The sequence below is a fragment of the Paenibacillus sp. UNC496MF genome, assembly GCF_900113915.1.
GTDB classification, from domain to species: Bacteria; Bacillota; Bacilli; order Paenibacillales; family Paenibacillaceae; genus Paenibacillus_Z; species Paenibacillus_Z artemisiicola.
Genome location: NZ_FORE01000005.1, coordinates 510,828 through 537,796, shown reverse-complemented (window position 1 = coordinate 537,796; position 26,969 = coordinate 510,828). Strand labels below are relative to the sequence as shown.

Here is a 26,969-nt window from a genome sequence, read left to right as displayed (position 1 = left end):
GCTGAAGAACAGCCGGCCATGGCGCGTTTCGCGCGATAGCCAAACGAGAGAGAAGGCAAAGGAGACCAGGCATGAAAGCATTGAAATGGTTGTTGATCGCATCGTTCTTAATCCTGCCTTTCGCGTACGCGGCATCGGCACCCGCGTCCGCGGAGGGCATTTCGACTCTTGAGGGGACTCCCGTCACGGACACGCTCTCGCTGACCATGGGGAGCGCCGCGATGGTGCACAACGGACAGCCGTACACATCGGCGCAGCCGGTCGCGAACATGAACGGCCGGACGTTCATTCCGTTCAGTTCGATCGCGGCGCGCTACGGGTACCGCATCTCGTACGACGCCCAGAAGAAGGAGTCCGTCGCGAAGAGCGACCGGCACGAGCTGGTGTTCAAAATCGGCAGCGGCTACGCGTACCGCGACGGCGTGCTGATGAAGCTGACGGGCGCGGCGTACATTTCGAACGGCTACTTGATGGTGCCGCTCCGCTCGTGGGGCGAGATGGCCGACAGCACGATCGCGGTCGTCGGCAAGACGATTACGCTCAAGTGGTCCTCCGTCGTCATTCCGCAGAAGCCGACGGCGGCGTTCGCGGTGCAGCCGGCGGAGATTTACGCGGGCCAGACGGTCGCGTCCTACGTCGACCGTTCCGATAATCCGACGGGCCTCCCGTTCGTCGACGAGCGCTGGAACGGCCGGATGGACGTGTTTCCGGAGCCCGGCACCTATGTCGTGACCCGGCAGGTGGAGGACTCGAACGGGACGTGGAGCGATCCGTACTCCGTCACCGTCGTGGTCAAGGCGCCGAACCAGCCGCCGGTCGCGGATTTCACGACCGATAAGCCGCAATACCGGATCGGCGAGGAAATCCGATACATCGACCAGAGCACGGACGACGAGAACGCCATCGTCAAACGCACGTTCGCGGGCAACGACACGGTGTTCTTCGAACCGGGCGACAAGACGGTCACGCTGACCGTCGAAGACGCGCACGGCCTGACGTCGACCGTCACGAAGACGGTCACCGTCACGAACGAGGTGCTGTACACGAAGGACGAGTACTACCGGCTGAACACGCCGACGGGCAGCAACTTCGCGATCAATCCGGATTCGGTGCCGAAGATGCCGGCGATCCCGTATACGATACAATCCGAGTCGTCCCAGCTGGTGCGCAGCAACAGCCCCGAGACGCTGACGCAGGAAGGCATCGTGTACCAGGCCCAGCTGACCGGCCAAGTCCGCTTCATGTTTCATAACGTGAACAAGATCGGCTATCCGGTCCGGATGTACCTGCTCGCGACGAACAACAACGGCACGACCGTGAACGTCAACACGAGCTCCGTCGGCATCGGCGGACCGGATCCGGTCGTGGGCAACACGGGCAAAATGGCCACGGTGCGCTACTTGAACGCGTACCAAAGCAACCCGGAGCCGAAATGGCTGACGGTTCGGCCGCATCAGACGGTCGAAATTCTGCCCGATCTGTCGAAGACGCCGATGAAGATGAACGACGTGCTGACCGCGTACGCGGACATCTTCAGCGATCAGGAGCTGCAGTTCCACATCGTGGTCGTGGCGGCGGGCAAAAGCGCGATCGCCGAGCTGCCGTACCTGCCGGTGCTTCCGCGGGACGGCATTCACGTCCGCGGGACGTTCTACAACGCCGACCGTTCCGTCGTGATCGACGACGCGCTCGGGGACGCCGAACAGCGCATCGTGCTCGGCGACAAGACGATCGACCGGTACCTGGACGGCATCGACGACACGAACGGCGAGCTGCAGTACAACACGGGCAACTTCGGCACGCTGTACCGCATGCACTTGTCCCACGTGTCGCCGCATACGCTGATCGCGCTCAATCCGCGGGGCGGATTGTATATCGGAGCGTTCATGGTCAACGGCCAGCTCGTCACGGCGTCGATGATGAACAATACCCAAGCGGCGGTGCTGTACCGGACCGGCAACACGGAAGAGGCGGTCGACATCACGTTCACGCTGGCGGCGGGGAGCAATCTTCCGATCGCCATGACGTTCCTGCCGCTGCCGGAGGTCCGCTGGTAAGCGAGAGGTCGCCGCAGCGCAGCAGGCAAGCGCAAAAAGGCCTCCGGTCCATGGAATCCATGGACCGGAGGCCTTTGCTTTGGGCGCTTTACGGAGCCGTCGGCCGCGGGGCGGCGAACAGCTTCGTCTCGCCGGCGGTTCCGTGCTGCTTGCGGAACTGCTTCGGCGTCATGTTGAAGCGCTTCTTGAAGACGTAGTACAAGTAGTTGCTGCTCGCGAACCCGTGCTCCAGCGCGATCTGCTCGATCGGGCGGCTGCCCTCGACGATGGCGGAGCAGATCTGGGAGAGCCGGTAGTTTTCCAGGTAGGCCGTGAACGATTCCTCGCCCTGTTCCCGGAACACCCGCTGCAGCTGCCGGGCGCTGATCGGTATCCGTTCGGCGACCTCCTGCAGCGTCAACGGCTGCGCGTAGTTGTCGTGAATGAACTGCGTCGCGATCCGGAAGCGGTGCTCGTTGATGCTGCGCGACGGCGGTTCGAACGTCACGTTCGGTATGGCGGACATCCGCGCGGAGCGGAGCAGGATCTGGATGATCGCCTGTTTGATCGTGGAGAACGCGCCGGGCTGGCCTTCGTTCCACGCGCGGTACGCCGTCAGGAACCACGCCATCGCGTTGTACTGATCGACGTGCGGACGCATCGGCAAGTTGTCGAGCGCCCGGATGCACGCTTCCGCCTCGTGGCGTTCCCACGGATCGCCCCAGCTCGCTTCCTGCTCCGATTCCCTGATCGGCACGATGTCGATATGCAGGCACAGCTCGTCCATCGCTTCGCGGGCATCGGCTTCCTGCTGGTGGATGACGTTCGGTCCGGTCAGGTAGAAGAGCCCTTCGTGCAGCGGGTAGACGTTGTCTTCCAGGACGACCGTGCCCTTGCCGCGCGGAATGAAATGGAACTCGTATTCCGAATGCTTGTGGAAGCGGACGATCTTGCCGGGAGCGAAGGAGGTCAAGTGGCAGCGCAGCACGCGAAACCCGTATCCTCCCCAGCGGAACTGTATATCGAGCCGGTCGATCGCATCGTTACGCTCGGCCATGAGCGAATAGGCAAACGGTTTTGCCAAACCTTATCCCCCTTTCTCCCTGCCGGACGGCGCGGTTTAGTTGTTCAGCTCGGCCAGGGTCACGACGCGCTTCTCCGCGTTCGAGATCGTGGCGGCTTCCATCAGCTTCGTCAGGTCGACGGCCAGGCCGACGTTCTCCGTCGCTTCCGTGCCGTTCTGCACGTGGCCGGCGAATTGGTCGAACGCGGAAATCCGCTGTTCCGGCAGCTCGATCGTCACCCATTCCTTCGACTCGAGCTTGTTGCTGCGGACGCGGACGGCTTCGTCCGGCGAGCCGTACAGCAGCGTGCCTTCCGTGCCGTGGATCTCGACGCTGAACGGGGAGTGCGCGTTCACGAAGCCCGCTTCGACGATGCCGATCGCGCCGTTCCCGTAGCGGAGCGTCGCTACCGCGTTGTCTTCGACTTCCTTGCCCGTGACGTAGCCGAACGACGCGCTCACGCTCTCCGGCAGGCCGAGGAAGAGGCGGGTCAGGTACATCGGGTGGCAGCCGAGGTCGATCAGCGCGCCGCCGCCGCATTGCTCGAGGTTGAAGAAGTGCTCAGGCAGCCAGTTCGCCGTCGCGCCGTTGTGGGACAGGCGCACGCGCGCTTGCGTCAGCTGGCCGAGCAGGCCTTGGCTGAGCACTTCTTGCGCGGCCAGCGTGTACCGGTCGTTCAGGCGGGGGAGGGAGACCGTCAGCTTCACGCCGGCTTCGTTCACGGCGGCGATGATTTCGTTCACTTCGCGCAGCGTAGGGGCGATGACTTTCTCCGTGAAAATATGCTTTCCGGCGCGCGCGGCTTTGACCATCACGTCGCGGTGGATGTTCGTCGGCGTGTCGACGACGACCGCGTCGATGTCGCCTCGGGCGAGCAGCTCGTCCAGGTCGGCGAAGAAAGGCACGCCGAGCTTATCGGCGGCTTCTTGGCCGCGGGCCGGAATTTCGTCCCATACGGCGACGACTTCGGTGTTCGGGTTCTTTTGCACGTCTCTCGTGTAGTCCCAAGCGTGAACATGCCAGTAGCTGAGCATAGCGATGCGAATCATGGCGTGATTCCTCCTAATAGTGGGTGAAGTCGGATCGACTCGGATTTGTCGCGCAATTACAGTTTTTCATGCTCTAATTATGCGACACATGTATACGGTAACACAAATAAAATTGGGCTATAATACGTATCCGTGCCAATAAAACTACAAAATCGCGACAAATTGCATGGCGCCATTTCGGAATCCGCTTCGAAATTGACGCGGACGCCGAATTGCGGCATGATAGAATGAAGCAAATCATGCAGCCAAGCCTCGCGCGCGACGCGCGGGCGGAAAGGGGACGACCGCCATGCGGACCATCATGAAAGCGCCGATTCACGCTTACCGCCGGTTCATATCGCCGCTCAAGCCGCCGACCTGCCGGTTTTATCCCACCTGCTCCGCCTACGCGCTCGAGGCGATCGACAAGCACGGGCCGCTGCGCGGCGGCTGGCTGGCGGTCCGGCGGATCTGCCGCTGCCACCCGTTCCATCCGGGAGGCATCGACTACGTGCCGCCGACGCGGGAGGAGCTTGCCCGGCAGAGCGCCCCGCTTGACAGCGCCGCGCGGGATTCGGTATAGTTTCAGCAAGAGCATGCGTTAGCCATATCCCTCTTCGATGAACGGATAAGTACCGAAGCGACGACCTTACCAGAGAGCCGGGGCAGCTGGAAACCGGCAAGGAACGGCTTGGGGAACATGGTCCGGGAGAACCGCTTTCGAACGGCGGCCGCCAGAGCGGCCGGCGCAAGGCTGCGGCGCTTGACCCCGTTACCGGTCGACCGCTCGTCCGCACGCGGATGAGCCTAACGAAGCTTTCCTTCGCGCGGGACCGGGTCGGGCCGAAGCGGGGGCGAGGAATTTGGGTGGTACCACGTGAGCGCAAGCTTTCGTCCCATGGCGGACGAAGGCTTTTTTTGATGTTCAAAGCATCGATTACGCCTGCCGAGGCAGGCCGGAGGAGTGTTGGCGATGAGCGAGACCAAACCGACGTTTTACATTACGACCCCGATTTATTATCCGAGCGACAAGCTGCACATCGGACATGCGTACACGACCGTGGCCGGCGACGCGATGGCGCGCTACAAGCGGCTTCGCGGCTACGACGTCTGGTACTTGACGGGCACGGACGAGCACGGCCAGAAGATCGAGCGGAAGGCGGCCGAGAAGGGCCAGACGCCGCAGCAGTTCGTCGACGACATCGTCGTGCTCATCAAGGACCTGTGGAAGAAGCTCGACATTTCGAACGACGACTTCATCCGCACGACGCAGGAGCGCCATAAAGCCGTCGTCGAACGCATCTTCGACCGGCTGCTGCAGCAGGGCGACATCTACAAGGGCCACTACGAGGGCTGGTACTGCACGCCGTGCGAATCGTTCTTCCTCGAGCGCCAGCTCGTCGACGGCAACTGTCCGGACTGCGGGCGTCCCGTGGAGCTCGTGAAGGAAGAGAGCTACTTCTTCCGGATGAGCAAGTACGCCGACCGGCTGCTGCGGTATTATGAAGAAAATCCGGAATTCATCCAGCCGGAATCGCGCAAGAACGAAATGATCAACAACTTCATCAAGCCGGGTCTCGAGGACCTCGCGGTATCCAGGACGACGTTCGACTGGGGCGTCAAAGTAAAAGGCGATCCGAAGCACGTCGTCTATGTCTGGATCGACGCGCTCTCCAATTACATCACGGCGCTCGGCTACGATTCCGGGGACAGCGCCCGCTTCGACAAGTTCTGGCCGGCGGACGTGCATCTCGTGGGCAAGGAGATCGTCCGGTTCCATACGATCTACTGGCCGATCATGCTGATGGCGCTCGACCTGCCGCTGCCGAAAAAAGTGTTCGCGCACGGCTGGTTATTAATGAAGGACGGCAAAATGTCCAAGTCGAAGGGCAACGTCGTCGATCCCGTGACGCTGATCGACCGCTACGGCCTCGACGCGCTCCGGTACTACCTGCTGCGCGAAGTGCCGTTCGGCGCGGACGGCACGTTCACGCCGGAGAACTTCGTGGAACGGATCAACTTCGATCTGGCGAACGACCTCGGCAACCTGCTGAACCGGACGGTCGCGATGGTCGGCAAGTACTTCGACGGCGAAGTGCCGGCCTATGCGGGCCCGGCGACCGCGTTCGACGAGAAGCTGTCGGCGCTCGCCCAAAGCACGGCGGAGCAGGTGGAAGCGGCGATGGAGCGGATGGAGTTCTCCGTTGCGCTCACGGCGATCTGGCAGCTCGTCAGCCGCACGAACAAGTACATCGACGAGACGCAGCCGTGGACGCTCGCGAAGAGCGAGGAGAAGCGCGGCGAGCTGGCTTCCGTCATGCACCACCTGGCCGAGTCGCTGCGGATCATCTCGATCCTGCTGCAGCCGTTCCTGACGAACGCGCCGCTGAAAATCCGCGCGCAGCTGGGCATCGCCGAAGGCGGGCTGACGGCGTGGGACAGCACGAAGACGTTCGGCGTCCTGCCGGGCGGCACGCGCGTCGCGAAAGGCGACCCGATCTTCCCGCGGCTCGACGTCGCGGAAGAGACGGCGTTCATCGCCGTTTCCATGAACGGCGGCGCGGCGCCGGCGGAAGCGGGGCCGACGACGGCCGAGCCGGAAGCCGGGACGGCGCCGGCGTCCGGGACCGCGGATGCGCCCGCGGTTTCCGCCGAAGCCGCCGCGCCGGAAGGCAAGGACGAGATCGGCATCGACGAGTTCGCCAAGGTCGAGCTGCGCGTGGCCGAGGTGGTGGCGTGCGAGCCGGTGCCGAAAGCCGACAAGCTGCTGAAGCTGCAGCTGGATCTCGGGCATGAACGGCGCCAGGTCGTCTCCGGCATCGCGAAGTTCTACAAGCCGGAGGAGATGGTCGGACGCAAGGTCATCTGCGTCGTGAACCTGAAGCCGGTGAAGCTGCGCGGCGAACTGTCCCAGGGCATGATCCTGGCCGCCTCCCACGGCGACCAGCTGACGCTCGCCACCGTGCCGGACGGCATGCCGAACGGCGCGATCGTGAAATAAGACGGACTTCGGCCGCCGGGGCGATTCGCCCCGGCGGTTGTTTGTTGACAGGACATTCGCGGCTCTATATAATCTTCATAGTAATGTTTACGATTATGGTAGATAGACCGGGGTGCAGCGATGTTCATACGCAAGAGATGGTTATCTACGGCCGCTGCGGCCGTTTCTTTGTTCCTGCTGGCGTTCTTCGCCGCCGGCTGCGGCTCGGCCGGACAAGGCAAGCTGGTAGCAGGCAAGCTGAACGTGGTCACGAGCTTTTATCCGCTCTATTTTCTCGCCCAGTCGATCGGCGGCGCGGACGCCAACGTCATCAATATGATTCCGGCGGGCGTGGAGCCGCATGACTGGACGCCGAAGAGCCGGGACCTGGACACGGCGTCGAAGGCGCAGCTGTTCCTCTACAACGGCGCGGGCCTGGAAGGCTGGGTCGACGACTTCCTGCAGGGGCTGCCGGGCGATTCGAAGCTCGTGACGGTGGAAGCGAGCGAAGGCATAACGCTGCTGCCGGGCAATCCGGAGGATGGCGAGACGGATAGTAGCCACGTCGATCCGCATACGTGGGTCAGCCCGAAGTCGATGCTGATCATGGCGAAGACGGTGGCGGACCGGTTCGCGCAGGCGGACCCGGCGCACCAAGCGGCCTACGAGGCGAATTACGGCGCGCTCAAGGAGAAGCTGGAAGCGCTGGACCGGGAATACAGGGCGCGGCTGGCGGCCGTGAAGAATAAGGATATCGTCACGTCGCATCAGGCGTTCGGGTATTTGGCGCGGGACTACGGGCTGCGCCAAGTGGCGATAATGGGGTTATCGCCCGACGCGGAGCCGAAAGCGCGGGATTTGCTGCGCATCTCGAAATTCGTGAAGGCGAACGGCATCAAAACGATTTTCTTCGAGGAACTGGTGTCCGACGAAATCGCCAAGACGCTCGCCCGCGAAGCGAAGGTAAGCACGACGGTGCTGAACCCGCTGGAAGGGCTGACGCCGAAGCAGGCGTCGAAGGGCGAGGATTATTTCTCGCTCATGCGGGCGAATTTGCAAAATCTAGTGCAGGCTTTACAATAGACGTAGGGTTTTACGAGGGCGGGAGTGATACGCATGTTAATTCAAAAACGGCCATCGCGCCTGGACTGCCATGATCCGGTTATCGAGCTCGACGGCGTCTCCTTCGCCTATGAACAGAAGCGCGTCCTGGACGACGTCCGCTTGACGGTGCAGGAGCGAGACTTCGTCGGCGTGATCGGCTCGAACGGCGCGGGGAAAACGACGCTGATGCGCATGATCGTCGGGCTGCTGAAGCCGACGGAAGGGGCCATTCGGCTGTTCGGCAAGCCGATCGGCGAGTTCCGCGATTGGGACCGGATCGGCTACGTGCCGCAAAAAAATTCGTTCAATCCGCTGTTCCCGGCGACGGTGCGCGAGGTCGTGCTGTCCGGCCTGTACAATCGCGGCAAACTGTTCAAGCGCGTCACGAAAGCGGACGCGGCCAAATGCGAAGAGGCGCTGCACGCCATGAACATCGAGGACTTGGCGGGGAAGCGCATCGGCCAGCTGTCCGGCGGCCAGCAGCAGCGCGCGTTCCTGGCGCGCGCGCTCATCAACAATCCCGCGCTGCTCATCCTCGACGAGCCGACGGTCGGCATCGACGCGGAGACGCAGGAAGGATTCTTCCATCTCGTCAAGCACATGCATCAGCATCATAACATCACGTTCCTGATGGTGTCGCATGACATGGAGATGATCCGCTCGTACCTCGGCAGCGAGCCGAAGCACGAGAGCGGCAAGATCAAATTTTACGTAAAACATTCCCACGATCTCGAAGATTGTGCGGAAACGAACCTGTCGCACAGCCTGCGCGGCCTGCGCCAGTCCATGGAGAGAGGGAAAGTAGGCGTATAGCGGTTGGAAATTTTAACGCTTGAATTTTTTCAAAGGGCGCTGATCGGGGGCGCGCTGATCGGGATTACGGCGCCGCTCCTGGGGCTGTTCCTCGTCCTGCGGCGGCTGTCGATGATCGGCGACACGCTGTCCCACGTCTCGATCGCCGGCGTGGCGCTGGGCTTCCTGACCGGCATTTATCCCGTCGCCGTCGGGCTCGTGTTCGCGATCGCGGCGACGTTCGCGATCGAGAAACTGCGTAAAGCGTACCGGACGTACGCGGAGCTGTCGATCGCCATCATCATGTCCGGGGGCGTCGCGTTGGCATCGTTGCTGTTTTCGATGGGCAAGGGCTTCAACGTCAGCGTAACGGGCTACCTGTTCGGCAGCATCTACACGCTCGACACCGTCGACCTCGTGCTTATCGGCATCGTTACGGTCGTGGTGCTGCTGGCGGTGAGCCTGCACGCGAAGGAGCTCTTCCTGCTCGCCTTCGACGAAGACGCCGCCGCGGTCAGCGGGCTGCCGACGCGGTATTTCAACTTCTTGATCAGCATCTTGACGGCGCTCGTCATCAGCGTCTCGATCAAGATCGTCGGGGCGCTGCTCGTATCCGCGCTGCTCACGATTCCGGCGGCGTGCAGCCTCGCCGTGGCGCGCAGCTTCAGGCAATCCGTCGTGACGGTCGTCGTCGTCGCGGAGCTCGCGGTCGTGGCCGGCCTTCTCGTCGCGGGCGTCTGGAACCTCGCCCCCGGGGGCACGATCGTCATGCTGCTTATCGTCGTATTGCTGCTGCTGCTCACGTTCCGAAGAAAGTTCAGCACAGGCTAGAAGCGGAGGGAATCATATGGCCGACGTTACGGTTTGGGCGGCGTTCGGGGCAGGGATCGCATCCTTCATCTCGCCCTGCTGCCTGCCGCTCTACCCATCCTATCTATCGTACATAACCGGCGTATCCGTCACGGATTTGAAGAGCGAACGTCCCGGCAGGGAGGTTCGCGTCCGCACGATGAGCCACACGTTGTTTTTCATTCTCGGGTTTTCGATCGTCTACTATACGCTCGGTTACGGCACCAACGCCTTCGCGGAGCAGTTCTCGAAATACCAGGACCTCATCCGCCAGCTGTCGGCCGTGCTCATTATCTTGATGGGCTTCATTCTCATGGGGCTGATCCAGCCGAAGGTGCTGCTGCGGGAAATGAAAATGCCGATCCGCATGAAGAAGTCCGGCTACCTGGCCTCGCTGATCTTCGGCGTCGGCTTCTCCGCCGGCTGGTCGCCCTGCACGGGGCCGATACTCGCCAGCATCCTGCTGCTGGCGGCTTCCCAGCCGGGAACGTGGTTCGAGCTGACGACCGCGTACGCGCTCGGCTTCGCCATTCCGTTCTTCGTGCTGGCGTTCTTCATCGGGTCCACGCGCTGGATCGTCCGCTACTCCGCCGTCATGATGAAAATCGGCGGCGCGGTCATGCTGCTGATGGGCTTCCTGCTCTTCACGGACCAGATGACGAAGATCACGATTTGGCTCAATTCCATCACGCCGGAATTCATGAAGTTCTAAGTAAAATATTCGATCTTCGCGTCCGCGAAATGGTCAAAGATGCGCTCCGAGATGAACATCCGGAGCGCATCTGCTTGTTCGTCGGGGTAGACGTACTTGCCCTGGCCCCAGCGGCCCCACTTGTACTTGCGCTTCTCGATGTCCATCTCGAGCTTCGTGCGCGGGTAGCGCTTTTCGATCACGTTTTTAGCGGTCTTCGTGAACCGGTGCTGAATCAGCTCGAAGGTCAGGTTGGACGACGCCTCCTTCGGCAGCGCCCGCGCGAGCTCGGCGAGCAGCTCGGCATAGCCGTCCTGCCATCCCTCGTGCCAGATGATCGGCGCGATGATGAAGCCGAGCGGATAGCCGGCGCCCGCGATTTTGGCCGCGGCTTCGATGCGCTTCTCGAACGGCGAAGTGGACGGCTCGAAATGCTTGATGACGTATTTCGCGTTGACGCTGAAGCGAATTCGGGTATGGCCGTTGTGCTTGATGTCGAGCAGCGAATCGACGTAGTGAAACTTGGTCACGAAGCGCAGCCGGCCGTATTCCTGCTCCGCCATGAACGCGATGAGCTCCTTCAGGCTGCCGGTAATCGGCTCCAGCCCGACGGGATCGGACGTACAGGCCGCTTCGAAGCGGGTGATCTCGGGCTTTCGTTCGTCGATATAACCCTTGGCCGCTTCCAAGATATCGTCCATGTTGACATAGACGCGGATGTACGGCTTCGCGCCCAGCGTGGTCTGCAGGTAGCAGTAGTGGCAATGGCCCATGCAGCCGGTCGCGATGGGGATGGCGTATTCCGCCGATGGCTTCGAGGTATCGAATTTCAGCGTTTTGCGGATGCCGACGACGAGGGTTCGCTTGGCGATCTTGTATTGTTCGAGCTCGGTGTCGCCCGGCAAATTCGTGATCCGGTTATGGGAAGTCGTCATCTGGTACGGTATGTTGAGGGACTTGACCCAATCCATGATTTGCCTGCCCTTCGGATAGTCGAGCGAAGCCGGTTCGAAGTAGACCAGCTCGGGAATGAACGATTCGTGCACGCGCCTGGCCGGCGCCGGCCGTTCGAGCGTCGGAGTGTTGTCCATGGCTGCCGTCCTCCTTGGTTTTTCGTTAGTGTGGGACGCGGCGAGGGGGAGCAAACATGGAAAGTTAAGACGGGACCGCAGGTTGCGGCACAGGGGCCGGCAGTGTATGATACTAAGAGTGGCGCGGCCGCCCGGTTGTCACGGACCGCGCGGCGCAAAGATCCGTTCGTACGGGATGCAGGTGAAATGGAGGTTGTACGATGCCGACTCCAAGTATGGAGGATTATTTGGAACGCATTTATAAATTAATCGACGAGAAGGGCTACGCCCGGGTCTCCGACATCGCGGAAGGGCTGGAAGTGCATCCGTCCTCCGTCACGAAGATGATCCAGAAGCTGGACAAGGACCAATATTTGATTTACGAGAAATACCGGGGGCTCGTCCTGACGAACAAAGGAAAAAAAATGGGGAAACGGCTGATGGAACGGCACCATCTGCTGGAATCGTTTCTGGCGGTGATCGGCGTCCAAGAAGAGAACATTTATAAGGACGTCGAAGGCATCGAGCATCACTTGAGCTGGGATTCCATTACGTGCATCGAGACGCTGGTCGAGTTTTTCCGGCGGGAGCCCGAGCGGTTGGAAGCGTTTAAATCGGTTCACGCCGAGCTGAACAACGAAGAATCGTAATTAATAACCGTTCATGAACCGCGAACCTAGCTAAAAAGAGGCTTTCCGACGACGCATGCGGGGCATGCGCGTTGGAAAGCCTCTTTTGTGCCTTATACGGGACAACGCCGCCCTAATGGTACTTGGGCAGATCGTCGTCGTCCTTGCCGCCCTCGATGACGCGGAACGGCATGTTTTTGCGCGTCTTCGTCCGGCTCGCCTGCTGGTCCCGGCGGGCGCCGGTTTTGTACCGCTGCGGCGGCTTCGGCGATTTCGCCTTCGCGCCCGGCGGGAATTTGTAAAGCAGGTAGATCGCGCCGAACACAAAGACAGGAATCAGAAGCTGATAGGGATTGCTGATCGTTTGCGAAACAAGGCCAACGACGACGAGCACGAGGATGATGATGGTTGGCAGACTCATTTTTCGAGGCATGACGCGCTCACCCTTCCTTCCCGAATCTTGATTTCAGTCCAACTCCAGGATCAAGCCTTGACGCCTTGGCGGTCGATCTCCAGCATGCGGTTGAACGACGCGATGGACACCGCGACCTGTTCGTCCGTCGGTTCCTTGGTCGTCAGCTTCTGCAGCCACAGTCCCGGATAGCCGAGGAAGCGAAGCACCGGCAAGTCGCGGAGCGCGTTCGTGAAGCGGAGCGCTTCGTACGAGGCGCCGAGCACGACCGGAAGCAGGAGGACCCGAAGGTAGACCCGTTCCCACAGGGAATCCCAGTGGAAGAAGGAGTAGACGACGATGCCGACGAGCACGGAGAAGACGATGAAGCTGCTGCCGCAGCGGTAGTGAAGCCGCGTAAAGCGCTGCACGTTGGAGACGGTCAGCTCCGCGCCCGCTTCGTAAGCGCTGATCACTTTATGTTCGGCGCCGTGATATTGGAAGAGACGCTTGATCAGCGGCGTCAAGGAAATAATGTAGAGATAGGAGAGCAGGAACAAAATCTTGATAACCCCTTCGATGAGGTTGTGTACTATTATATTCTTGAACGCATGTCCAAAGATCAGCTGTTCGATCATGGCGGGGACGACGGTGAACACCAGCTTGCCGGCCACGAACGACAGGATGCCGGCCACCGCGACGCCGACGATCATGCTGAGGCTCCAGCCTTTTTTCTCCTCCTTGACCGCGGCGGCTCCGTCCTTGTCGTCCTCGAGTTCGTCCTCGGCGTACGATTCCATCGAGAAGTTCAAATGCTGCGAGCCTTTGGCGCTCGATTCCAGAATCGCCACGACGCCGCGCACGAGCGGAATCTTCTTAAGCTTCTGGATCCAAGGCGTGGTCTTGCGAGGCACCTCGAAAAATTTGATTTCGTTATTTTTGCGGCGTACCGCGGTTACGTTCGCGGTTTTGCCCGCGAACATGACGCCCTCGATGACGGCTTGTCCGCCATAGATGTTTTGCGTGCTTTGCGACAAGGGCGAATCACCATCCTTTGGTTTGACGTGGGTTCTCAATCGGAAACGATTTCTCTCTTATTGTACTTGATTCCGCGCGACTTTGCGAGCGGGATCCTTTGCCGGGCGTGCCGCGGCGATTTGGATGCCCGCGGGCTGCGCATACTAATCGCTGCATGCCTATTTACAATCCATCGCAACGGAGGAATCGATCGACTATGCCGACCAACGCCAAAGGACGGCGGCGCAAGCCGGGCCGCACCGAATATAACGGCACGACCAACACGAACCCGTTCGCGTTTTGCCTGCGAACGGGCTTTTACGCGGGCCTGATCTGGGGCGCGGCGCGCTGGCTCCTGTATTTGATTCATTTCACGAAGGTGCTGCCCGGCTTTCTGGCCGACCCGTTTTTCCGCCAATCGTTCCTGAAGACGGTATGGGGGCATCTGATCGGGCTCGGATGCTTCATCGTGTTTTCGATCATCGCCGCCCTGATCTACAAGGCGGTGCTCGGCCGCATCGCCGGTCCCTGGCCGGGATTGTTTTACGGCCTGTTTTGGTGGCTCGCCCTCTTCGTAGGCGCCGGACCGGCACTCGGATTGTTTCCGTTCTTCAACAAGATCGGGTATGACACGATCTTCTCGGAATTAGCGCTTTACCTCGTCTGGGGAATCTTCATCGGCTTTACGATCGCCTTCGAATATACCGACGAAGCGTCCCGCGAGCCGATTACGGCGCACTAGGGCGGCGCGTCCCGCGGCACTTCTCAAAGCATAGGCATTTATGGTAGAATGGCTAATGATCTATGCGCCGGGAGGGGCTCTTCATGACTTCGATTCTTGTATTAAACGGGCCGAATCTCAACATGCTCGGCATCCGCGAGCCCGGCATCTACGGGTCGTTGACGCTGGCGGATATCGAGGGGCTGCTTCGGCAAAGAGCGGACGAATTGGGCGTCCGCGTTTCGTTTTTTCAGTCCAACCACGAGGGCGCGTTGATCGACCGCATCCACGAAGCCTACGGACGGGAAGACGGCATCTTGATCAATCCTGGCGCGTTCACGCATTACAGCTACGCGCTTCGCGACGCGTTCGGCAGCGCGGGTCTGCCTGTCGTCGAGGTTCACATCTCGAACATTCACAAGCGGGAAGCGTTCCGCCACGTGTCGGTGATCGCGCCGGCGGCGCTCGGCCAAATCGCGGGCTTCGGCGCGCAGAGCTATGTGCTTGGACTGACCGCGCTCGCGCAGCATCTCGCCGATGGCAAGGCGAACGGCTAAGCGGACTGGAGCCGGGCCTATTTAATTCAGAAAAAGGGTGATTGTATGACGACCGCACGCATCGCGGGGCTGAGAGCCAAGCTGCCGGAGCTCGGCGCGGACGCGATTCTCGTCACGAATGCCGTGAACCGCAGATACATAAGCGGCTTTACCGGTTCATCCGGCTATCTGCTCGTTTCGGCGGCGGACAGCTGGCTGCTCACCGATTTTCGCTACATGACGCAGGCGCCGCAGCAGGCGGCCGGGTTTACGGTCGTGGAGCACGGCCAGAAATGGATCGAAACCGCGAAGGAACTCGCCGGTTCCGCGGGGCTGAAGAAGCTGGCGTTCGAACAGGACACGGTCGTCTTCAGCGAATATACCGCCTGGAAGGCCGCGCTCGGCGACGGCATCGAGCTCGTGCCGGTATCCGGCGTCATCGAGTCGCTGCGGCTGTACAAGGACGAGTCGGAACTCGCGATCATGCGCGAGGCCTGCCAGTTGGCCGACGACACGTTCCAGCACATGCTCGCCTTCATCAAGCCGGGACTTCGCGAACGCGACGTCGCGCTCGAGATGGAGATGTTCATGCGGAGCAGGGGGGCGACGTCCTCGTCCTTCGACACGATCGTCGCGTCCGGCGAACGGTCCGCGCTGCCGCACGGCGTCGCCAGCGACCGCGTCATCGGCACGAACGAATTCGTCAAGCTCGATTTCGGCGCATACTATAACGGTTACTGCTCCGATCTGACGCGGACGGTCGTCGTCGGCAAGCCGACCGACCGCCATCGCGAAATTTACGACATCGTCCTGGAAGCCCAGCTCGCGACGCTGGCCGGCATCAAGCCGGGCATGACGGGCAAGGAAGCCGACGCGATCGCGCGCGGAATCATCGCGCGCTACGGCTACGGCGACAAGTTCGGCCATGGCACGGGCCACGGCCTCGGGATGGAAATTCACGAGGCGCCGCGCCTCTCGGTCGCGGGCGCGGCCGTGCTGGAGCCGGGCATGACCGTCACGGTCGAACCGGGCATTTACCTCCCGGGCTTCGGCGGCGTCCGCATCGAGGACGACATCATCATTACGGCGGACGGCAATTCGTTGTTGACCTCATCTCCGAAAACCATGTTCATTTTGGAATGAGTTTTAACTTTATGGCATGACCTGCTCCGGCCTCGCGCACGGGCAAAAAACATTAGGAGGAATACGCAGTGATTTCAGTCAATGATTTTAAAACAGGCCTGACCGTCGAGGTAGACGGCGATATCTTCACCGTTCTGGACTTCCAGCACGTTAAACCGGGCAAAGGCGCGGCGTTCGTCCGTTCCAAGCTGAAGAACCTCAGAAACGGCAACACGGTCGAAAGAACGTTCCGCGCGGGCGAAAACATCGGCCGGGCGACGATCGAGAACCGCGCCGTTCAATACCTGTACAATTCCGGCTCGGAATATTCCTTCATGGATAACGAATCGTTCGACCAATTCACGCTCGACCGCGACCAGCTCGAGTGGGAGATCAACTTCCTGAAAGAAAACATGAACGTGAACATCTCCAGCTACAACGGCGAAATCATCGGCATCCAGCTGCCGAACAGCGTCGACCTGAAGGTGACGGAAACGGAACCGGGCGTCAAAGGCAACACCGCCCAAGGCGCGACGAAGAACGCGACGGTCGAAACCGGCCTGAACGTGCAGGTGCCGCTCTTCATCAACGAAGGCGACGTGCTCCTGATCGACACGCGCGACGGCAAGTACATTTCCCGCGCTTAGTCGTCCATTCATTACGCAAGCAGAAGACCGCCCGGCCCGCGCGCCTGGCGGTTTTTGTCGTGTTCAAACCAAGGCGGGTATGCTATAATCTTACTTTGAGAAACATCACAACCTGAGACTTTTACACTAGAACTTTCGTTGGGAGTGGATGAGCGGTGTCGTTGATAGTAATGAAATTCGGCGGCAGCTCCGTTGGCTCGACTGAGCGGATGCAGCGGGTTGCGCGGCGAATTGCCGATTATAAGGAAGCCGACCACGACGTTGTCGTCGTCGTGTCGGCCATGGGAGATACGACGGACGATCTGATCGACCAATCGAAGCTTCTGAACGCCAACCCGCCGGCACGCGAAATGGATATGCTGCTGACGGTCGGCGAACAAATATCGGTCTCGCTGCTGGCGATGACCATCGACGCGATCGGCTATAAAGCGATGTCCTTGACCGGCTGGCAGGCGGGCATCGAGACGGAAGACGTACACGGCAAAGCCCGCATCACCGACATTCGGCCGCAGCGGATCTTCGACGCCCTCGCGACGGGGCACGCGGTCATCGTCGCCGGCTTCCAAGGGGCGACGGCGTCCGGCGAGATCACGACGCTCGGCCGCGGCGGCTCCGATACGACGGCCGTGGCGCTGGCGGCCGCGATCAATGCGGACGTCTGCGAGATCTACACCGACGTCGACGGGATTTATTCGACCGACCCGCGCGTCGTGAAGTGCGCGCGCAAGCTCGACGAGATTTCGTACGACGAAATGCTGGAGCTGGCGAACCTGGGCGCGGCCGTGCTGCATCCGCGCGCCGTCGAATACGCAAAAAACTATAACGTGAAGCTCGTCGTGCGTTCCAGCTTTACGCAAAACGAAGGCACGAGTGTGAAGGAGGATGCGGTCATGGAACAAGGGATGGTCGTTCGCGGCATTGCTTATGATAAAAACGTAGCACGTATCAGCATTCTGGGGGTCGAAGACATTCCGGGCGTCTTGGCGAAAGTATTCGGCGCGCTGGCTTCGAACGGCATCGACGTCGACATCATCGTGCAATCCGGCACGCAGGACGGCAAAGCCGACTTCGCTTTCACCGTCTCGCTGAACGATAAAGACGAAGCCATCGCGGTCGTCGAGCGCATTCGCGGCGAAGTGCCTTACCGCGAAGTCGCGTCGGAAGAGAACCTGGTCAAAGTGTCCATCGTCGGCGCGGGCATGGTCAGCAATCCCGGCGTGGCGGCGAAAATGTTCAAGGCGATTTACGACCTCGGCATCAGCATCAAGATGGTCACGACTTCCGAAATCCGCCTGTCCGTCATCATCGCGGCGGAGCCCGCGCAGGACGTCGTCCGCGCGCTTCATACGGCGTACGGCCTCGACACGGCGGAGCAAGCCTTCGTCGGCGGACCGCAGGATCGCCGGTAAGCGCCGCTCCCAAGGCTAACGGCCGCTCCTAAACCATTGAAAGCAATAACAAGAAGCCTCCGGTTCGCTGCAAGCGATCCGGAGGCTTCTTTGCGCCGCGCGGCAGCCGTCCTTTAGAAGAAGCGGCTGCCGATGAAGCTGAAGAGCTTCACCAAAATCGCGGTGATGCCGGCCGCCATCAGCGGACCGACCGGGATGCCCCGCAGGAAGACGATCCCGAAGATCGAGCCGATGACGAGCCCGACGATGAGCTGCGGATCGAGCTTCAGCATCTCGAGCCCCTTGCCGTTGACGAACGTGGCGATCGCGCCGCCGGTCAAGGCCAGAATGCCGGGCCACGAGGTCACGACGCCCAAAATGTCTTTGGAGCCGATCCGCTCCGACGCGAACGGGACGAGGACGCTGAAGGTCAGAAATAACAGTCCGAGCTCAAGACCCCTTCGTTCGATGGCCGGCAAATAACGCTCCAGATGAACCAATTTCACGACCAACAGTACGCAGGCCGCCGTCGATATGATCGGCGACCGGCCGATTAACCCGATGATGATCAGAACGACCAGCACGACTTCCCCGCTCATGCTTGTTGACCCCTTCATTCGTTGTCACCGCCTCCATGCACGTGATGGAGCGTCCATACCTCCATTGTATGGAACAAGCCTTGCGGATATGTCTGCCCGTTACGAGCCGTCAGACGAGCATGTCGCCGTGCAGCCGCGGCACGACCGCGCTGGCGTTCACCCGGCTGCAGTAATCCACGTCGCGGCCGGAGCCGTTCTTGACGAGCCGCCGGCCGGTCGCGCAGCCGAGCAGCAGCTCGCGCAAGCTGCCGGCGCTGCTCCGATGCAAGCCGAGCATGGCGGAGCCGAGGTCGTTCATCTCGACGGGGGACGGGCTCAGCCGCTGCAGCTCGCCGATCAGCAGTCCCGCGCACAATCCGTCTTCCAGCGCGAATTCATTGTGGCTGCCCGCGCAGAGCAGCACGATGTCGCGGCGTAGCTCCAGCGCGGCCTGCGCGCACGCGGTGGCGTTGACGAGCGCGCCGGCGAGCACGTAATCCGCGCGCATCGCCTTGTGCAGCGCGCGCGTGCCGTTCGTGGTCGTCAGCACGATGCGCTTGCCGCTGACGGCGTCGGGGGTGAATTCCTCCGGCGAATTGCCGAATTCGAAGCCGGGGATTTTGCGGCAGAACCGTTCGCCCGCGACCAAATGGCCGCCGCACTGCAGCGACCGGGCCTCCAGCACGGTCTCGACGGGCATGACCCCGGCCGCGCCGGCTTCGAGCGCCGCGATGATCGAGCTCGTCGCGCGCAGCACGTCGATGACGATGACGGTCCGATGCGCGAAGCGGTCGGCCTGCGCTTCATTGACGCTGGATATGACTTCGATTTGCATGAATCTAACGCTTCCTTCCTGATTTCGCTCCCTCGATTTAAAAGGCGGGCGACGGCAAGGCGGAGCAGACGGAAACGGTCTGAAGAAGCGTCAGCGTTCGCCTTTGTACCCCGAATTTCACTTTGTTAGCTTAGGAGTTCGGAAATTCGGGGGTACAACAGCGATCGAAAGACGTTTCCGTTGCACAGCCCTCCTTGGTCGCCGGGCTTTTAAATCATATACACGAACGGCTCGACCCGCTTCCCGAAATGAAACGTATCCGAACGGAGTCCGCGCCGCATCGTTTCCAGGGACAGGACCTCGGAGGGCTGAATATTGCCGAGGTTCGCTTCCGCCCCGAACGCGTTCAGCAGCAGCACCTGCTGCTGCTTCAGCGGCGTCTCCCACATGATGCGGCCGATGTCGCCGAGCGTGCGGCCGATCGTTTCCAGCTCGCTCAAGGCGCAATCGCCGTTGCGGTCGAACAGGCCGACGCCGACGCCGGATTCCCGCGCCTCGACCGTCACCATGTCCGCGCCGGCCAGCCAGTCGGCCTCCGCCGTGAACAGCAGCTCGTCGGCGTCGACGACGGAGCCCGTCAGCTTCTTGCCGTATTCCGTGACGACCCGCAGGCCGTTGCGGAGCCCCTCTTGAATGAGGGCGGTCCGCTGCTTCCGGTCGAGCTCGATCGTGCCGTCGGACACTTCGATGCCGTTAAAGCCGAACCGGCAGACGGATTCGAAAAACGCCGGGACGGCGTTTTGCCGCACGGCCGCCTCCAGCAGCGTGCCGCCCGGCATGACGGTCAAGCCGGCGCGTTTGGCCAGCCCGATCTTGGCAAGCAGGACGTCCGCCGGGTAGAGCGGCGCCGTGCCGAAGCCGAACTTGACGCAATCGATATAAGGGCCGGCGGTTTCCAGCAGATCGGCGAACGCGTGCCGTCCCAATCCTTTGTCGATCACCATCGTTTGCCCGCGGCCAGTCGTCCGCGAATCGAGCCCGCCGCCGGTCCCGCAGACCGGTTCGCGGTTGCCGCTCGGATCCCGAAGCGCGGCAGGCCATGCCGACTGAGAAATAGATTTCATACGATCTCCTCGCTATCCGTTTGATGCCCCGAATCGCCTCGGGGGGTTTCGAAGGCGCAAGCTGCTTGCGACGATAGGGGAAGAGACGCGCGCCGTCCGCGTGGGGAGGGCCGTTTCTTCGTACCACCCGAGCAATATATGCAGGTCGCCCAGCGTGGGTGCGCCGGGTACCCGGCATGCGCCCATTTTTGGACGAATGAAAGAGAGACGGGCCCGCATAGAGTAGGATAGAGGGCCAAGCTGCCGGAGGAGTCCGGCCGGAGGGACGGATTACTAGGAAAAGAGGGATAGCATGCTCAATAAAATCGTGCTCAGCATGGCGTCGCTGCGCATCTTCTCGGGAACGCTCGAAATCATGGCGGCGCTCATCATGCTTCGCTTGAATCAGATCGACAAGGCGCTCGTCGTCAATTCGTCGCTCGCCCTGGTCGGGCCGATCGTGCTCATCACGACCACGACGATCGGGCTCGTGGGGTTGTCGGACAAACTGTCGTTCGGGAAAATGCTGTGGATCGTCGGCGGCGTGGCGTGCATTTTGATAGGGGCGCTGCGGAAGTAGAATGGCATACGCGGGGACGGGCCCGCATACAATGGGAACAAAGATCGGACAATCCGTCGCTCTAGCAAGCTAGCAAAACGCGCCGCAAGCGGCCGACGACGAAACCCGGGAGGAATGCCCGATGTTAACTGGAGTGCAGCAGCTGCTGCCCGCCGAGCTTGCCGACATACTGGGCCGCATGCCGGATGCGATGAAAGCCGAACTGGAGGAAATCCGCATCCGCGAAGGCCGGCCGCTCGAAATCGGCACTTCGCGGGGATTTTGGTTTCTGTCGCCGGCGGGACAGCCGCTTTCGCGGCCCGGCGAGGCGTACAAGCCGACGCCGGACGTATGCCGCAAGCTGCTGGAGCGGGTGACGAATCATTCGCTCTACGCGATGGAAGAGGAGCTTCGGCGGGGCTACATCACCGTCGCGGGCGGCCACCGTATCGGACTGGCCGGCCGCACCGTGCTGGAAGGCGGCGGGGTCCGCGGCATCCGCGACATCGCGGCCTTCAACGTGCGGATCGCCCGCGAAGTGGTCGGCGCCTCGGCCGGCCTGCTGCCCAAGCTGCTCGATCACGGCCGGCGGACGCTGCAGTCGACGCTCGTCGTCGCGCCGCCGCAGCAGGGCAAGACGACGCTGGTCCGCGATCTGGCGCGGGCGGCGAGCAGCGGCGCCTGGGGGCATCCCGCGGCGTCGGGATGGACGGGCCGGAAGGTGGGCATCGTCGACGAACGCTCGGAGATCGCGGCCTGCGTCCGGGGCGTGCCGACCTTCGACGTCGGTCCGCGCACGGACGTGCTGGACGCCTGTCCGAAGGCGGAAGGGATGATGATGCTGCTGCGGTCCATGTCGCCGGACATCCTGATCGTGGACGAGATCGGCCGCGAGGAAGACGCCGCGGCCATCCTGGACGCGAGCCACGCCGGGGTGGCGGTGATCGCCACCGCGCACGCGCTCGATCTCGACGACGCGCGGGCCCGGCCGGTACTCGGGCGGCTGCTGGACGCCGGCGCCTTCCGGCTCTGCGCGCAGCTGCAGCGAAGCGGCAGCGGGCTGACCGCCCGCGTCGTGCCGGTGCAGGCCGCCGCGTTCCGGGCGCCGGCCGCGCGGGAACCGACACCGCTGAAAGGGGGCGGAAGCCATGGTTAAACTCATCGGCGCGGCGCTCATCATCTTCGCCGGCACCATGATCGGCTGGCTGCAGGCCGCCCGCTACGCCGCTCGCCCGAACCAGATCCGCCAGCTGATCCATGCGCTCCAGCGGCTCGAGACCGAGATCGGCTACGGCTTCACGCCGCTGCCGGAAGCGATCGCGCGCTGTGCGGCCCATGTGCCGGAGCCGGCAGCCTCGCTGCTGCGGGACGTGAACGGCCGGCTGGCCGGGGCCGGCGAGCCTTCGTTCCGGGAAAGCTGGGAAGCGGCCGTCGCGGCGATCTGGCCGAATACGGCGATGCGGCAGCCCGAGCAGGCCGCCTTGGTCCGGCTCGGCCATAACCTCGGCATCAGCGACCGCGAGGATCAGCTGAAGCATCTGAAGCTCGCGGCGCAGCAGCTGGCGTTCGAGGAGGAGGCGGCGAGGCAGGACAGCGCGAGGTACGCGAAGATGTGGCGAAGCTTGGGCGTGCTCACGGCGGCGCTTATCGTCATTTTGATTCTTTAGTGGGGTGCCGGAAGCATGAACATTGATGTGAGCGCCATATTCCAAATTGCCGGGATCGGCATCATTACGGCCATGATTCACACGGTGCTGAAGCAGATGGGCAAGGAAGACATGGCGCATTGGGTAACGCTGATCGGCTTCGTCGTCGTCCTGTTTATGGTCATCCGGCTGTTGAACGACCTGTTTCAGGAGATCAAGACGATCTTCCTGTTCCAATGAAGCCGGCGCAAACGCAGGCGGGCAGGCGGTGAGTAGGTAATGGAGATCATCCAGATAGTCGGCCTGGGCCTCGTCGCCACCGTGCTCGTGCTCGTCGTGCGGGAGCAGAAGCCGATGTTCGCGTTTCTCCTGGCGGCGTTCACGGGACTCTTCATCTTCCTGTTCGTCATCGGCAAGATCGAGACGGTCATCGGCGTGCTGGAGCAGCTCGCGGACCGCTCGGGGATTCCGTCGATTTACTTGAAGACGGTGCTCAAGATCATCGGCATCGCGTACATCGCGGAGTTCGGCTCGCAGATCGTCCGGGACGCCGGCCAGGAAAGCATCGCGTCCAAAATCGAGTTCGCGGGCAAAATTCTCATTCTCGTCATGGCCGTCCCCATCATCAGCGTCATCGTCGAAACCGTGCTCGGCCTACTGCCGATAGGGAGTTGAAGCTTATGCGGCAGCGCGTCATCCGCTGCGTCGTCCTTCCGTTGCTGCTCTTGTGGGGGCTGCTCCTCCTGCTGCCGGCCGCCGCGTCGGCGGCGCCGGGGACCGAACCCGCGGCGAACGGGGCGCAGGCGGACGGAGCCGCGCCGGCGGCGTCCGAACCGGACGAGCGGCAGGCGGAAGCCGTCAACAAGCAAATCGCGGACGAGCAGTTGAACGGCATCGACACGGAGGCGGTGGAGAGCTACTGGAGCAAGCTGATGAACGAGTACGGCGGCTTCTTCCCCGACCGCGACGTCCCGAGCTTCGTCGAGATGATCGTGCCGGGCGGCAAAGGGCTGAAGCTGACGACGGTCTTGTCCGGCTTGCTGCGGTACATGCTTCACGAGGTGCTGTACAACGGGAAGCTGCTCGTGACGATCGTCATCCTGACGGTGTTCAGCATGATGCTGGAGACGATGCAGACGGCGTTCGAACGCAATGCGGTCAGCAAAGTGGCGTATAGCATCACGTACATGGTCATGATCGTGCTCGCGGTCAACAGCTTCAACGTCGCGATCGGGTACGCGAAGGACGCCATCACCGGCATGATCCAGTTCATGATGGCGATGGTCCCGCTGCTCCTGACGCTGCTGGCGACGATGGGCAGCGTGGTGACGGTTACGGTGCTCCATCCCCTGATCGTGTTCATGATCCACGCGGTGGGCTCGGTCATCTACACGATCGTGTTCCCGCTGCTGTTCTTCTCGGCCGTGCTGCACATCGCGAGCTCGCTGTCGGACCGGTTCAAGGTGACGCAGCTGGCGAACGTGCTCCGCAACGTCGGCGTCGGGCTGATGGGCGTCATGCTGACCGTGTTCCTCGGCGTCATCTCGGTGCAGGGGGCGACGGGCTCGGTAACGGACGGGGTGACGATGCGGACCGCCAAATTCGTGACCGGGAACTTCGTGCCGGTCATCGGGCGGACGTTCTCCGACGCGGCGGACACGGTGCTGTCGGCGTCGATGCTCGTCAAGAACGCCATCGGCCTCGCGGGCGTCGTCATCATCCTGTTCCTGTGCGCCTTCCCCGCCGTGAAAATCATCACGCTGGCGCTCATCTACAACGTCGCCGCGGCGGTCATGCAGCCGCTCGGCGACAGCCCGATCGTCGGCTGCCTGCAGACCATCGGCAAAACGCTGATTTACGTCTTCGCCGCGCTGGCCGCGGTCGGACTCATGTTCTTCCTGGCGATTACCATCATTCTGACGGCCGGCAACGCGGCGATCATGATGAAGTAGCGGAGGCGATGGGATGCTTACGTGGCTGGCCGTATGGCTGCAGCAAATCATAGCGGTGGTGCTGCTCGCGGGCTTCATCGACCTGCTGCTGCCGAACAAGGGCATGCAGCGGTACGTCCGGCTGGTGGCCGGCCTGATCGTCCTGCTGACGATCCTGACCCCGATCATCCGGGTGCTCCAGGGCGACTTCAGCGCCAAGCTGGACGCGCAGGTGCAGGAATGGGTCCAAGCGGGCTCGGCGAAGGAGCTGCGCATGCCGACGCTTCAGGACATCCAAGGCGAGGCGGAGAAGCTGAAGCGCAGCGACGCTTCGTCGGCGGCGGCGCTGGCGGAGCGGCAGCTCGCGGACGCGATGAAGGCGGGCATCGAGCAGGCGACCGGGCTGCGGGTGACGGCGGTGGACGTGCGGGTGACGGCCGGCAAGGACGGGAAGCCCGCCGGGATCGGCGGCGTCCGGGTCACGCTCGCGCCGGAACGGCAGAGCGGTCCGGCGGACGGCGGAACGGCGGGCGAGGCCGAAGGCGGGCAAGCCGTGCCGCCGGTCGAGGACGTGGAAGCCGTGCAGGTCGACGTGGCGCCGACGGCGCCCGGGAACGCCGCGGCGGACGGGAACGAGGCGCAGCTGAAGCCCGCGCCGGAGGCGTCCGCGGGCGCGGTCCGTACGGCGCTGCGGGAAGGCTGGTCCGTCAACCCGGCGGCCGTCGACGTGCTGGAGCCGGCGCCGGAAGCGGCGGCCGCGCGATAGGAAGGGGGGGACGACGTTGGCCAAATGGCTGGACGGGCTGGAGTCGACCGTCGGCAAAGGAAACGGGGGACCGAAGCGGGTGCGCACGCTGCGCTGGCTGCTCGTCATCGGCGGCATCGGGGCTGCTTTGATGCTCCTTAATTCGTTCTTGACGTTTCAAAAAGTGCCGCCGCAGCAGCAGCAGCAGGATCAGTCGCAGGCGAACGCGCCGCCCAGCGAGCCGGCGTTCAAGAACGGAAGCAATTCGGGCGATCCTTTCGAAGCCATCGAGCAGCCGCTCGAAAACCGCCTGAAGGAAATGCTCGAAAACATCGTCGGCGTCGGACCTTTGGACGTCATGGTTACCGTCGATTCCACCGAAGAAGCGGTCGTGCAGATCGACGAGAAGGAAGCGCAGCAGATTACGAACGAGACGGACAAGAACGGCGGCAAACGGACGATTACCTCGATCACGAAAGAGGGACACGTCGTCCTGTACGATACGAACGGCGACAGCGCGCCGATCATCGTGAAGCGGATCCAGCCGAAGATCAGGGGCGTGCTCATCGTCGCCCAAGGCGCGGAGAACGGCACGGTGCGCAGGCTCATCATCGACGCCGTGGAGAAGGGTCTCAACGTTGCGGTGAACCGAATTTCGGTCATTCCCCGCAAGCATCAATAGATTCCGAGGGATCACAATAAAAGGGAGGCTGTACAGGAATGAATAACAAAAGACAAACGATTTGGCTCGTGTCGATGCTCAGCTTGATGGTGATTTTGTCGGCGTATTATCTGTTCACGGAAGACGTGAGCACGCCGTCGAACGACATCGTGACGACGGACGGCGCGGGGCAGCAGGGCGCGAAGAGCGATGCCACCGAGGCGTCGGGCTCCGCGGCCGGTAACGACGCCATCGTTACGAACGAAGTGACCGGCGACGGCGCGGATGCCGGCAACGAGGCGGACAACGCGGCGGCGGACAACGCTTCCGCGGACGATAAAGCGGCCGGCGACACGGCGGGCGACGCTTCCGCCGCGAACGGCGGCACGGCGGGGAACGCGGCAAGCGGCGGCAAGGACGCGGCCAAGTCGGACGAAGACGTGCTGAAGGAACTGGGCGAAGCGGGCGGCGTGGCCGCGAGCGTGTTCAGCCAGCTGCAGGAAGAGCGCGACGATACCTATTACGACGAGTACAACAAGCTGATGGGTCAAGTGTCCGACACGAAGCTGAGCGACAAGGACGCGGCTACTTCGATGGAGCAGCTCGACTTGCTCGAAGACAAGAACGCGAAGATCACGGGACTCGAAGAAGAGCTCTCGAAGCAGTTCGGCAACGCGGCCGTCGTGCCGGACGCGAACGACCGCTACAAGATCGTCGTGGAGAGCGACAAGCTCGAGCGCAGCCAGGCCGACAGCATCCTGACGATGGCGATCGACCGGCTCGGCTTGACGCCGGACCAGCTGACGATCCAGTACGTGAAGTAACGCCAGGCGAGCCCCGGTGCCGGATTCCCCGGCGCCGGGGCTTTTTTTTAGAATCGTGGCCCGGCCAAAATGGGGGTTCGTG

30 protein-coding genes are annotated in these 26,969 nt (G+C 62.2%); 22 read left to right on the top strand and 8 right to left on the bottom strand.

Annotation, left to right across the window (positions count from 1 at the left end; all coding sequences use genetic code 11):
• The first annotated feature begins 71 nt into the window (after positions 1-71).
• The gene (locus tag BMZ79_RS07455; RefSeq protein ID WP_090638161.1) at positions 72-2,057 is read left to right on the top strand and encodes a copper amine oxidase N-terminal domain-containing protein; all 1,986 of its coding nucleotides are present in this window, start codon (positions 72-74) and stop codon (positions 2,055-2,057) included.
• Between the two features lie 88 nt (positions 2,058-2,145).
• On the opposite strand, the gene BMZ79_RS07450 is transcribed toward BMZ79_RS07455, so the two are convergent.
• The gene (locus BMZ79_RS07450) at positions 2,146-3,120 is read right to left on the bottom strand and encodes a helix-turn-helix transcriptional regulator (protein ID WP_371263650.1); all 975 of its coding nucleotides are present in this window, start codon (positions 3,118-3,120) and stop codon (positions 2,146-2,148) included.
• A 36-nt stretch (positions 3,121-3,156) separates the two neighbouring features.
• Positions 3,157-4,149: a Gfo/Idh/MocA family protein gene (locus BMZ79_RS07445; protein ID WP_090638159.1), complete on the bottom strand. Its 993-nt coding sequence runs from the start codon at positions 4,147-4,149 to the stop codon at positions 3,157-3,159.
• A 289-nt stretch (positions 4,150-4,438) separates the two neighbouring features.
• Between BMZ79_RS07445 and yidD the strand changes: the two genes are divergently transcribed.
• The 6 genes from yidD to BMZ79_RS07415 all read left to right on the top strand — a co-directional run bounded on the left by yidD (position 4,439) and on the right by BMZ79_RS07415 (position 10,565).
• Positions 4,439-4,711: a membrane protein insertion efficiency factor YidD gene (yidD, locus tag BMZ79_RS07440; RefSeq protein ID WP_090638156.1), complete on the top strand. Its 273-nt coding sequence runs from the start codon at positions 4,439-4,441 to the stop codon at positions 4,709-4,711.
• A gap of 390 nt (positions 4,712-5,101) precedes the next feature.
• Complete coding sequence (gene metG / locus BMZ79_RS07435; RefSeq protein WP_090638154.1) at positions 5,102-7,129, top strand: methionine--tRNA ligase; 2,028 nt, start codon at positions 5,102-5,104, stop codon at positions 7,127-7,129.
• 120 nt (positions 7,130-7,249) lie between these two features.
• Entirely contained in the window at positions 7,250-8,191 is a 942-nt protein-coding gene (locus tag BMZ79_RS07430; RefSeq protein WP_090638150.1) for a metal ABC transporter substrate-binding protein, read from the top strand.
• Between the two features lie 33 nt (positions 8,192-8,224).
• Positions 8,225-9,025, top strand: coding sequence for a metal ABC transporter ATP-binding protein (locus BMZ79_RS07425; RefSeq protein ID WP_090638147.1), 801 nt, complete (start codon positions 8,225-8,227; stop codon positions 9,023-9,025).
• 3 nt (positions 9,026-9,028) lie between these two features.
• The gene (locus BMZ79_RS07420) at positions 9,029-9,835 is read left to right on the top strand and encodes a metal ABC transporter permease (protein ID WP_090638145.1); all 807 of its coding nucleotides are present in this window, start codon (positions 9,029-9,031) and stop codon (positions 9,833-9,835) included.
• Between the two features lie 16 nt (positions 9,836-9,851).
• A complete protein-coding gene (locus tag BMZ79_RS07415; protein ID WP_090638142.1) occupies positions 9,852-10,565 on the top strand; it encodes a cytochrome c biogenesis CcdA family protein in 714 nt (237 codons plus the stop codon).
• Here the strand turns inward: BMZ79_RS07415 and splB are convergent.
• Positions 10,562-11,635, bottom strand: coding sequence for a spore photoproduct lyase (splB, locus tag BMZ79_RS07410; protein WP_090638140.1), 1,074 nt, complete (start codon positions 11,633-11,635; stop codon positions 10,562-10,564). The two genes, BMZ79_RS07415 and splB, sit on opposite strands and share 4 nt — an antisense overlap.
• A 200-nt stretch (positions 11,636-11,835) precedes the next feature.
• On the opposite strand from splB, the gene mntR reads away from it, so the two are divergent.
• The gene (mntR, locus tag BMZ79_RS07405) at positions 11,836-12,264 is read left to right on the top strand and encodes a transcriptional regulator MntR (RefSeq protein ID WP_090638137.1); all 429 of its coding nucleotides are present in this window, start codon (positions 11,836-11,838) and stop codon (positions 12,262-12,264) included.
• Positions 12,265-12,376: 112 nt separating this feature from the next.
• Here the strand turns inward: mntR and BMZ79_RS07400 are convergent, their stop codons facing one another.
• Both BMZ79_RS07400 and BMZ79_RS07395 read right to left on the bottom strand, forming a co-directional pair.
• Complete coding sequence (locus tag BMZ79_RS07400; RefSeq protein ID WP_090638135.1) at positions 12,377-12,676, bottom strand: hypothetical protein; 300 nt, start codon at positions 12,674-12,676, stop codon at positions 12,377-12,379.
• 50 nt (positions 12,677-12,726) lie between these two features.
• The gene (locus BMZ79_RS07395) at positions 12,727-13,671 is read right to left on the bottom strand and encodes a DUF1385 domain-containing protein (protein WP_090638132.1); all 945 of its coding nucleotides are present in this window, start codon (positions 13,669-13,671) and stop codon (positions 12,727-12,729) included.
• 197 nt (positions 13,672-13,868) lie between these two features.
• On the opposite strand from BMZ79_RS07395, the gene BMZ79_RS07390 reads away from it, so the two are divergent.
• The 5 genes from BMZ79_RS07390 (at position 13,869) to BMZ79_RS07370 (ending at position 18,086) form a co-directional block, all read left to right on the top strand.
• Complete coding sequence (locus BMZ79_RS07390; RefSeq protein ID WP_090638130.1) at positions 13,869-14,393, top strand: YqhR family membrane protein; 525 nt, start codon at positions 13,869-13,871, stop codon at positions 14,391-14,393.
• 83 nt (positions 14,394-14,476) lie between these two features.
• On the top strand, positions 14,477-14,929 hold the full coding sequence (aroQ, locus tag BMZ79_RS07385) for a type II 3-dehydroquinate dehydratase (protein WP_090638127.1): 453 nt from the start codon (positions 14,477-14,479) through the stop codon (positions 14,927-14,929).
• A 45-nt stretch (positions 14,930-14,974) separates the two neighbouring features.
• Positions 14,975-16,051, top strand: a complete 1,077-nt coding sequence (locus BMZ79_RS07380; RefSeq protein WP_090638124.1) for a M24 family metallopeptidase — start codon at positions 14,975-14,977, stop codon at positions 16,049-16,051.
• A 68-nt stretch (positions 16,052-16,119) separates the two neighbouring features.
• Complete coding sequence (efp, locus tag BMZ79_RS07375; RefSeq protein WP_090638122.1) at positions 16,120-16,677, top strand: elongation factor P; 558 nt, start codon at positions 16,120-16,122, stop codon at positions 16,675-16,677.
• Positions 16,678-16,832: 155 nt separating this feature from the next.
• Complete coding sequence (locus BMZ79_RS07370) at positions 16,833-18,086, top strand: aspartate kinase (RefSeq protein WP_090638120.1); 1,254 nt, start codon at positions 16,833-16,835, stop codon at positions 18,084-18,086.
• A gap of 113 nt (positions 18,087-18,199) precedes the next feature.
• Here the strand turns inward: BMZ79_RS07370 and BMZ79_RS07365 are convergent, their stop codons facing one another.
• The 3 genes from BMZ79_RS07365 to BMZ79_RS07355 form a co-directional block, all read right to left on the bottom strand.
• On the bottom strand, positions 18,200-18,664 hold the full coding sequence (locus BMZ79_RS07365; protein WP_090638118.1) for a DUF441 domain-containing protein: 465 nt from the start codon (positions 18,662-18,664) through the stop codon (positions 18,200-18,202).
• Positions 18,665-18,773: 109 nt separating this feature from the next.
• Entirely contained in the window at positions 18,774-19,478 is a 705-nt protein-coding gene (locus BMZ79_RS07360) for a 2-phosphosulfolactate phosphatase (protein ID WP_090638115.1), read from the bottom strand.
• Positions 19,479-19,687: 209 nt separating this feature from the next.
• On the bottom strand, positions 19,688-20,542 hold the full coding sequence (locus BMZ79_RS07355; RefSeq protein ID WP_090638113.1) for a phosphosulfolactate synthase: 855 nt from the start codon (positions 20,540-20,542) through the stop codon (positions 19,688-19,690).
• Positions 20,543-20,834: 292 nt separating this feature from the next.
• Between BMZ79_RS07355 and BMZ79_RS07350 the strand changes: the two genes are divergently transcribed.
• The 9 genes from BMZ79_RS07350 to BMZ79_RS07310 all read left to right on the top strand — a co-directional run bounded on the left by BMZ79_RS07350 (position 20,835) and on the right by BMZ79_RS07310 (position 26,887).
• The gene (locus BMZ79_RS07350; RefSeq protein ID WP_090638110.1) at positions 20,835-21,101 is read left to right on the top strand and encodes a YqhV family protein; all 267 of its coding nucleotides are present in this window, start codon (positions 20,835-20,837) and stop codon (positions 21,099-21,101) included.
• A 121-nt stretch (positions 21,102-21,222) separates the two neighbouring features.
• Positions 21,223-22,236 carry a stage III sporulation protein AA gene (spoIIIAA, locus tag BMZ79_RS07345; protein WP_090638108.1) on the top strand — a complete coding sequence of 338 codons (1,014 nt, stop codon included), beginning with the start codon at positions 21,223-21,225 and terminating at the stop codon, positions 22,234-22,236.
• Positions 22,229-22,747, top strand: a complete 519-nt coding sequence (spoIIIAB, locus tag BMZ79_RS07340; protein WP_090638105.1) for a stage III sporulation protein SpoIIIAB — start codon at positions 22,229-22,231, stop codon at positions 22,745-22,747. Before spoIIIAA ends, spoIIIAB begins: the two co-directional genes overlap by 8 nt.
• A 15-nt stretch (positions 22,748-22,762) precedes the next feature.
• Positions 22,763-22,966 (top strand): stage III sporulation protein AC, encoded by a 204-nt coding sequence (spoIIIAC, locus tag BMZ79_RS07335; RefSeq protein WP_090638103.1) that lies wholly within the window; start codon positions 22,763-22,765, stop codon positions 22,964-22,966.
• Between the two features lie 39 nt (positions 22,967-23,005).
• Complete coding sequence (spoIIIAD, locus tag BMZ79_RS07330; RefSeq protein WP_090638100.1) at positions 23,006-23,401, top strand: stage III sporulation protein AD; 396 nt, start codon at positions 23,006-23,008, stop codon at positions 23,399-23,401.
• Positions 23,402-23,406: 5 nt separating this feature from the next.
• A complete protein-coding gene (spoIIIAE, locus tag BMZ79_RS07325) occupies positions 23,407-24,678 on the top strand; it encodes a stage III sporulation protein AE (protein WP_090638097.1) in 1,272 nt (423 codons plus the stop codon).
• A gap of 13 nt (positions 24,679-24,691) precedes the next feature.
• Positions 24,692-25,423 carry a stage III sporulation protein AF gene (gene spoIIIAF, locus BMZ79_RS07320; RefSeq protein WP_090638094.1) on the top strand — a complete coding sequence of 244 codons (732 nt, stop codon included), beginning with the start codon at positions 24,692-24,694 and terminating at the stop codon, positions 25,421-25,423.
• Between the two features lie 16 nt (positions 25,424-25,439).
• On the top strand, positions 25,440-26,084 hold the full coding sequence (gene spoIIIAG, locus BMZ79_RS07315) for a stage III sporulation protein AG (protein ID WP_090638091.1): 645 nt from the start codon (positions 25,440-25,442) through the stop codon (positions 26,082-26,084).
• Positions 26,085-26,122: 38 nt separating this feature from the next.
• On the top strand, positions 26,123-26,887 hold the full coding sequence (locus tag BMZ79_RS07310; RefSeq protein ID WP_090638089.1) for a SpoIIIAH-like family protein: 765 nt from the start codon (positions 26,123-26,125) through the stop codon (positions 26,885-26,887).
• Positions 26,888-26,969 lie beyond the last annotated feature (82 nt).

What these genes read in the sequence shown, in the direction of transcription:
- BMZ79_RS07455 (WP_090638161.1), top strand. Translation starts at nt 72, where the DNA reads ATGAAAGCATTGAAATGGTTGTTGATCGCATCGTTCTTAATCCTGCCT.
- BMZ79_RS07445 (WP_090638159.1), bottom strand. Translation starts at nt 4,149, where the DNA reads ATGATTCGCATCGCTATGCTCAGCTACTGGCATGTTCACGCTTGGGAC.
- yidD (WP_090638156.1), top strand. Translation starts at nt 4,439, where the DNA reads ATGCGGACCATCATGAAAGCGCCGATTCACGCTTACCGCCGGTTCATA.
- metG (WP_090638154.1), top strand. Translation starts at nt 5,102, where the DNA reads ATGAGCGAGACCAAACCGACGTTTTACATTACGACCCCGATTTATTAT.
- BMZ79_RS07430 (WP_090638150.1), top strand. Translation starts at nt 7,250, where the DNA reads ATGTTCATACGCAAGAGATGGTTATCTACGGCCGCTGCGGCCGTTTCT.
- BMZ79_RS07425 (WP_090638147.1), top strand. Translation starts at nt 8,225, where the DNA reads ATGTTAATTCAAAAACGGCCATCGCGCCTGGACTGCCATGATCCGGTT.
- BMZ79_RS07415 (WP_090638142.1), top strand. Translation starts at nt 9,852, where the DNA reads ATGGCCGACGTTACGGTTTGGGCGGCGTTCGGGGCAGGGATCGCATCC.
- splB (WP_090638140.1), bottom strand. Translation starts at nt 11,635, where the DNA reads ATGGACAACACTCCGACGCTCGAACGGCCGGCGCCGGCCAGGCGCGTG.
- mntR (WP_090638137.1), top strand. Translation starts at nt 11,836, where the DNA reads ATGCCGACTCCAAGTATGGAGGATTATTTGGAACGCATTTATAAATTA.
- BMZ79_RS07400 (WP_090638135.1), bottom strand. Translation starts at nt 12,676, where the DNA reads ATGCCTCGAAAAATGAGTCTGCCAACCATCATCATCCTCGTGCTCGTC.
- BMZ79_RS07390 (WP_090638130.1), top strand. Translation starts at nt 13,869, where the DNA reads ATGCCGACCAACGCCAAAGGACGGCGGCGCAAGCCGGGCCGCACCGAA.
- aroQ (WP_090638127.1), top strand. Translation starts at nt 14,477, where the DNA reads ATGACTTCGATTCTTGTATTAAACGGGCCGAATCTCAACATGCTCGGC.
- BMZ79_RS07380 (WP_090638124.1), top strand. Translation starts at nt 14,975, where the DNA reads ATGACGACCGCACGCATCGCGGGGCTGAGAGCCAAGCTGCCGGAGCTC.
- BMZ79_RS07365 (WP_090638118.1), bottom strand. Translation starts at nt 18,664, where the DNA reads ATGAGCGGGGAAGTCGTGCTGGTCGTTCTGATCATCATCGGGTTAATC.
- BMZ79_RS07360 (WP_090638115.1), bottom strand. Translation starts at nt 19,478, where the DNA reads ATGCAAATCGAAGTCATATCCAGCGTCAATGAAGCGCAGGCCGACCGC.
- BMZ79_RS07355 (WP_090638113.1), bottom strand. Translation starts at nt 20,542, where the DNA reads ATGAAATCTATTTCTCAGTCGGCATGGCCTGCCGCGCTTCGGGATCCG.
- BMZ79_RS07350 (WP_090638110.1), top strand. Translation starts at nt 20,835, where the DNA reads ATGCTCAATAAAATCGTGCTCAGCATGGCGTCGCTGCGCATCTTCTCG.
- spoIIIAA (WP_090638108.1), top strand. Translation starts at nt 21,223, where the DNA reads ATGTTAACTGGAGTGCAGCAGCTGCTGCCCGCCGAGCTTGCCGACATA.
- spoIIIAB (WP_090638105.1), top strand. Translation starts at nt 22,229, where the DNA reads ATGGTTAAACTCATCGGCGCGGCGCTCATCATCTTCGCCGGCACCATG.
- spoIIIAC (WP_090638103.1), top strand. Translation starts at nt 22,763, where the DNA reads ATGAACATTGATGTGAGCGCCATATTCCAAATTGCCGGGATCGGCATC.
- spoIIIAD (WP_090638100.1), top strand. Translation starts at nt 23,006, where the DNA reads ATGGAGATCATCCAGATAGTCGGCCTGGGCCTCGTCGCCACCGTGCTC.
- spoIIIAE (WP_090638097.1), top strand. Translation starts at nt 23,407, where the DNA reads ATGCGGCAGCGCGTCATCCGCTGCGTCGTCCTTCCGTTGCTGCTCTTG.
- spoIIIAF (WP_090638094.1), top strand. Translation starts at nt 24,692, where the DNA reads ATGCTTACGTGGCTGGCCGTATGGCTGCAGCAAATCATAGCGGTGGTG.
- BMZ79_RS07310 (WP_090638089.1), top strand. Translation starts at nt 26,123, where the DNA reads ATGAATAACAAAAGACAAACGATTTGGCTCGTGTCGATGCTCAGCTTG.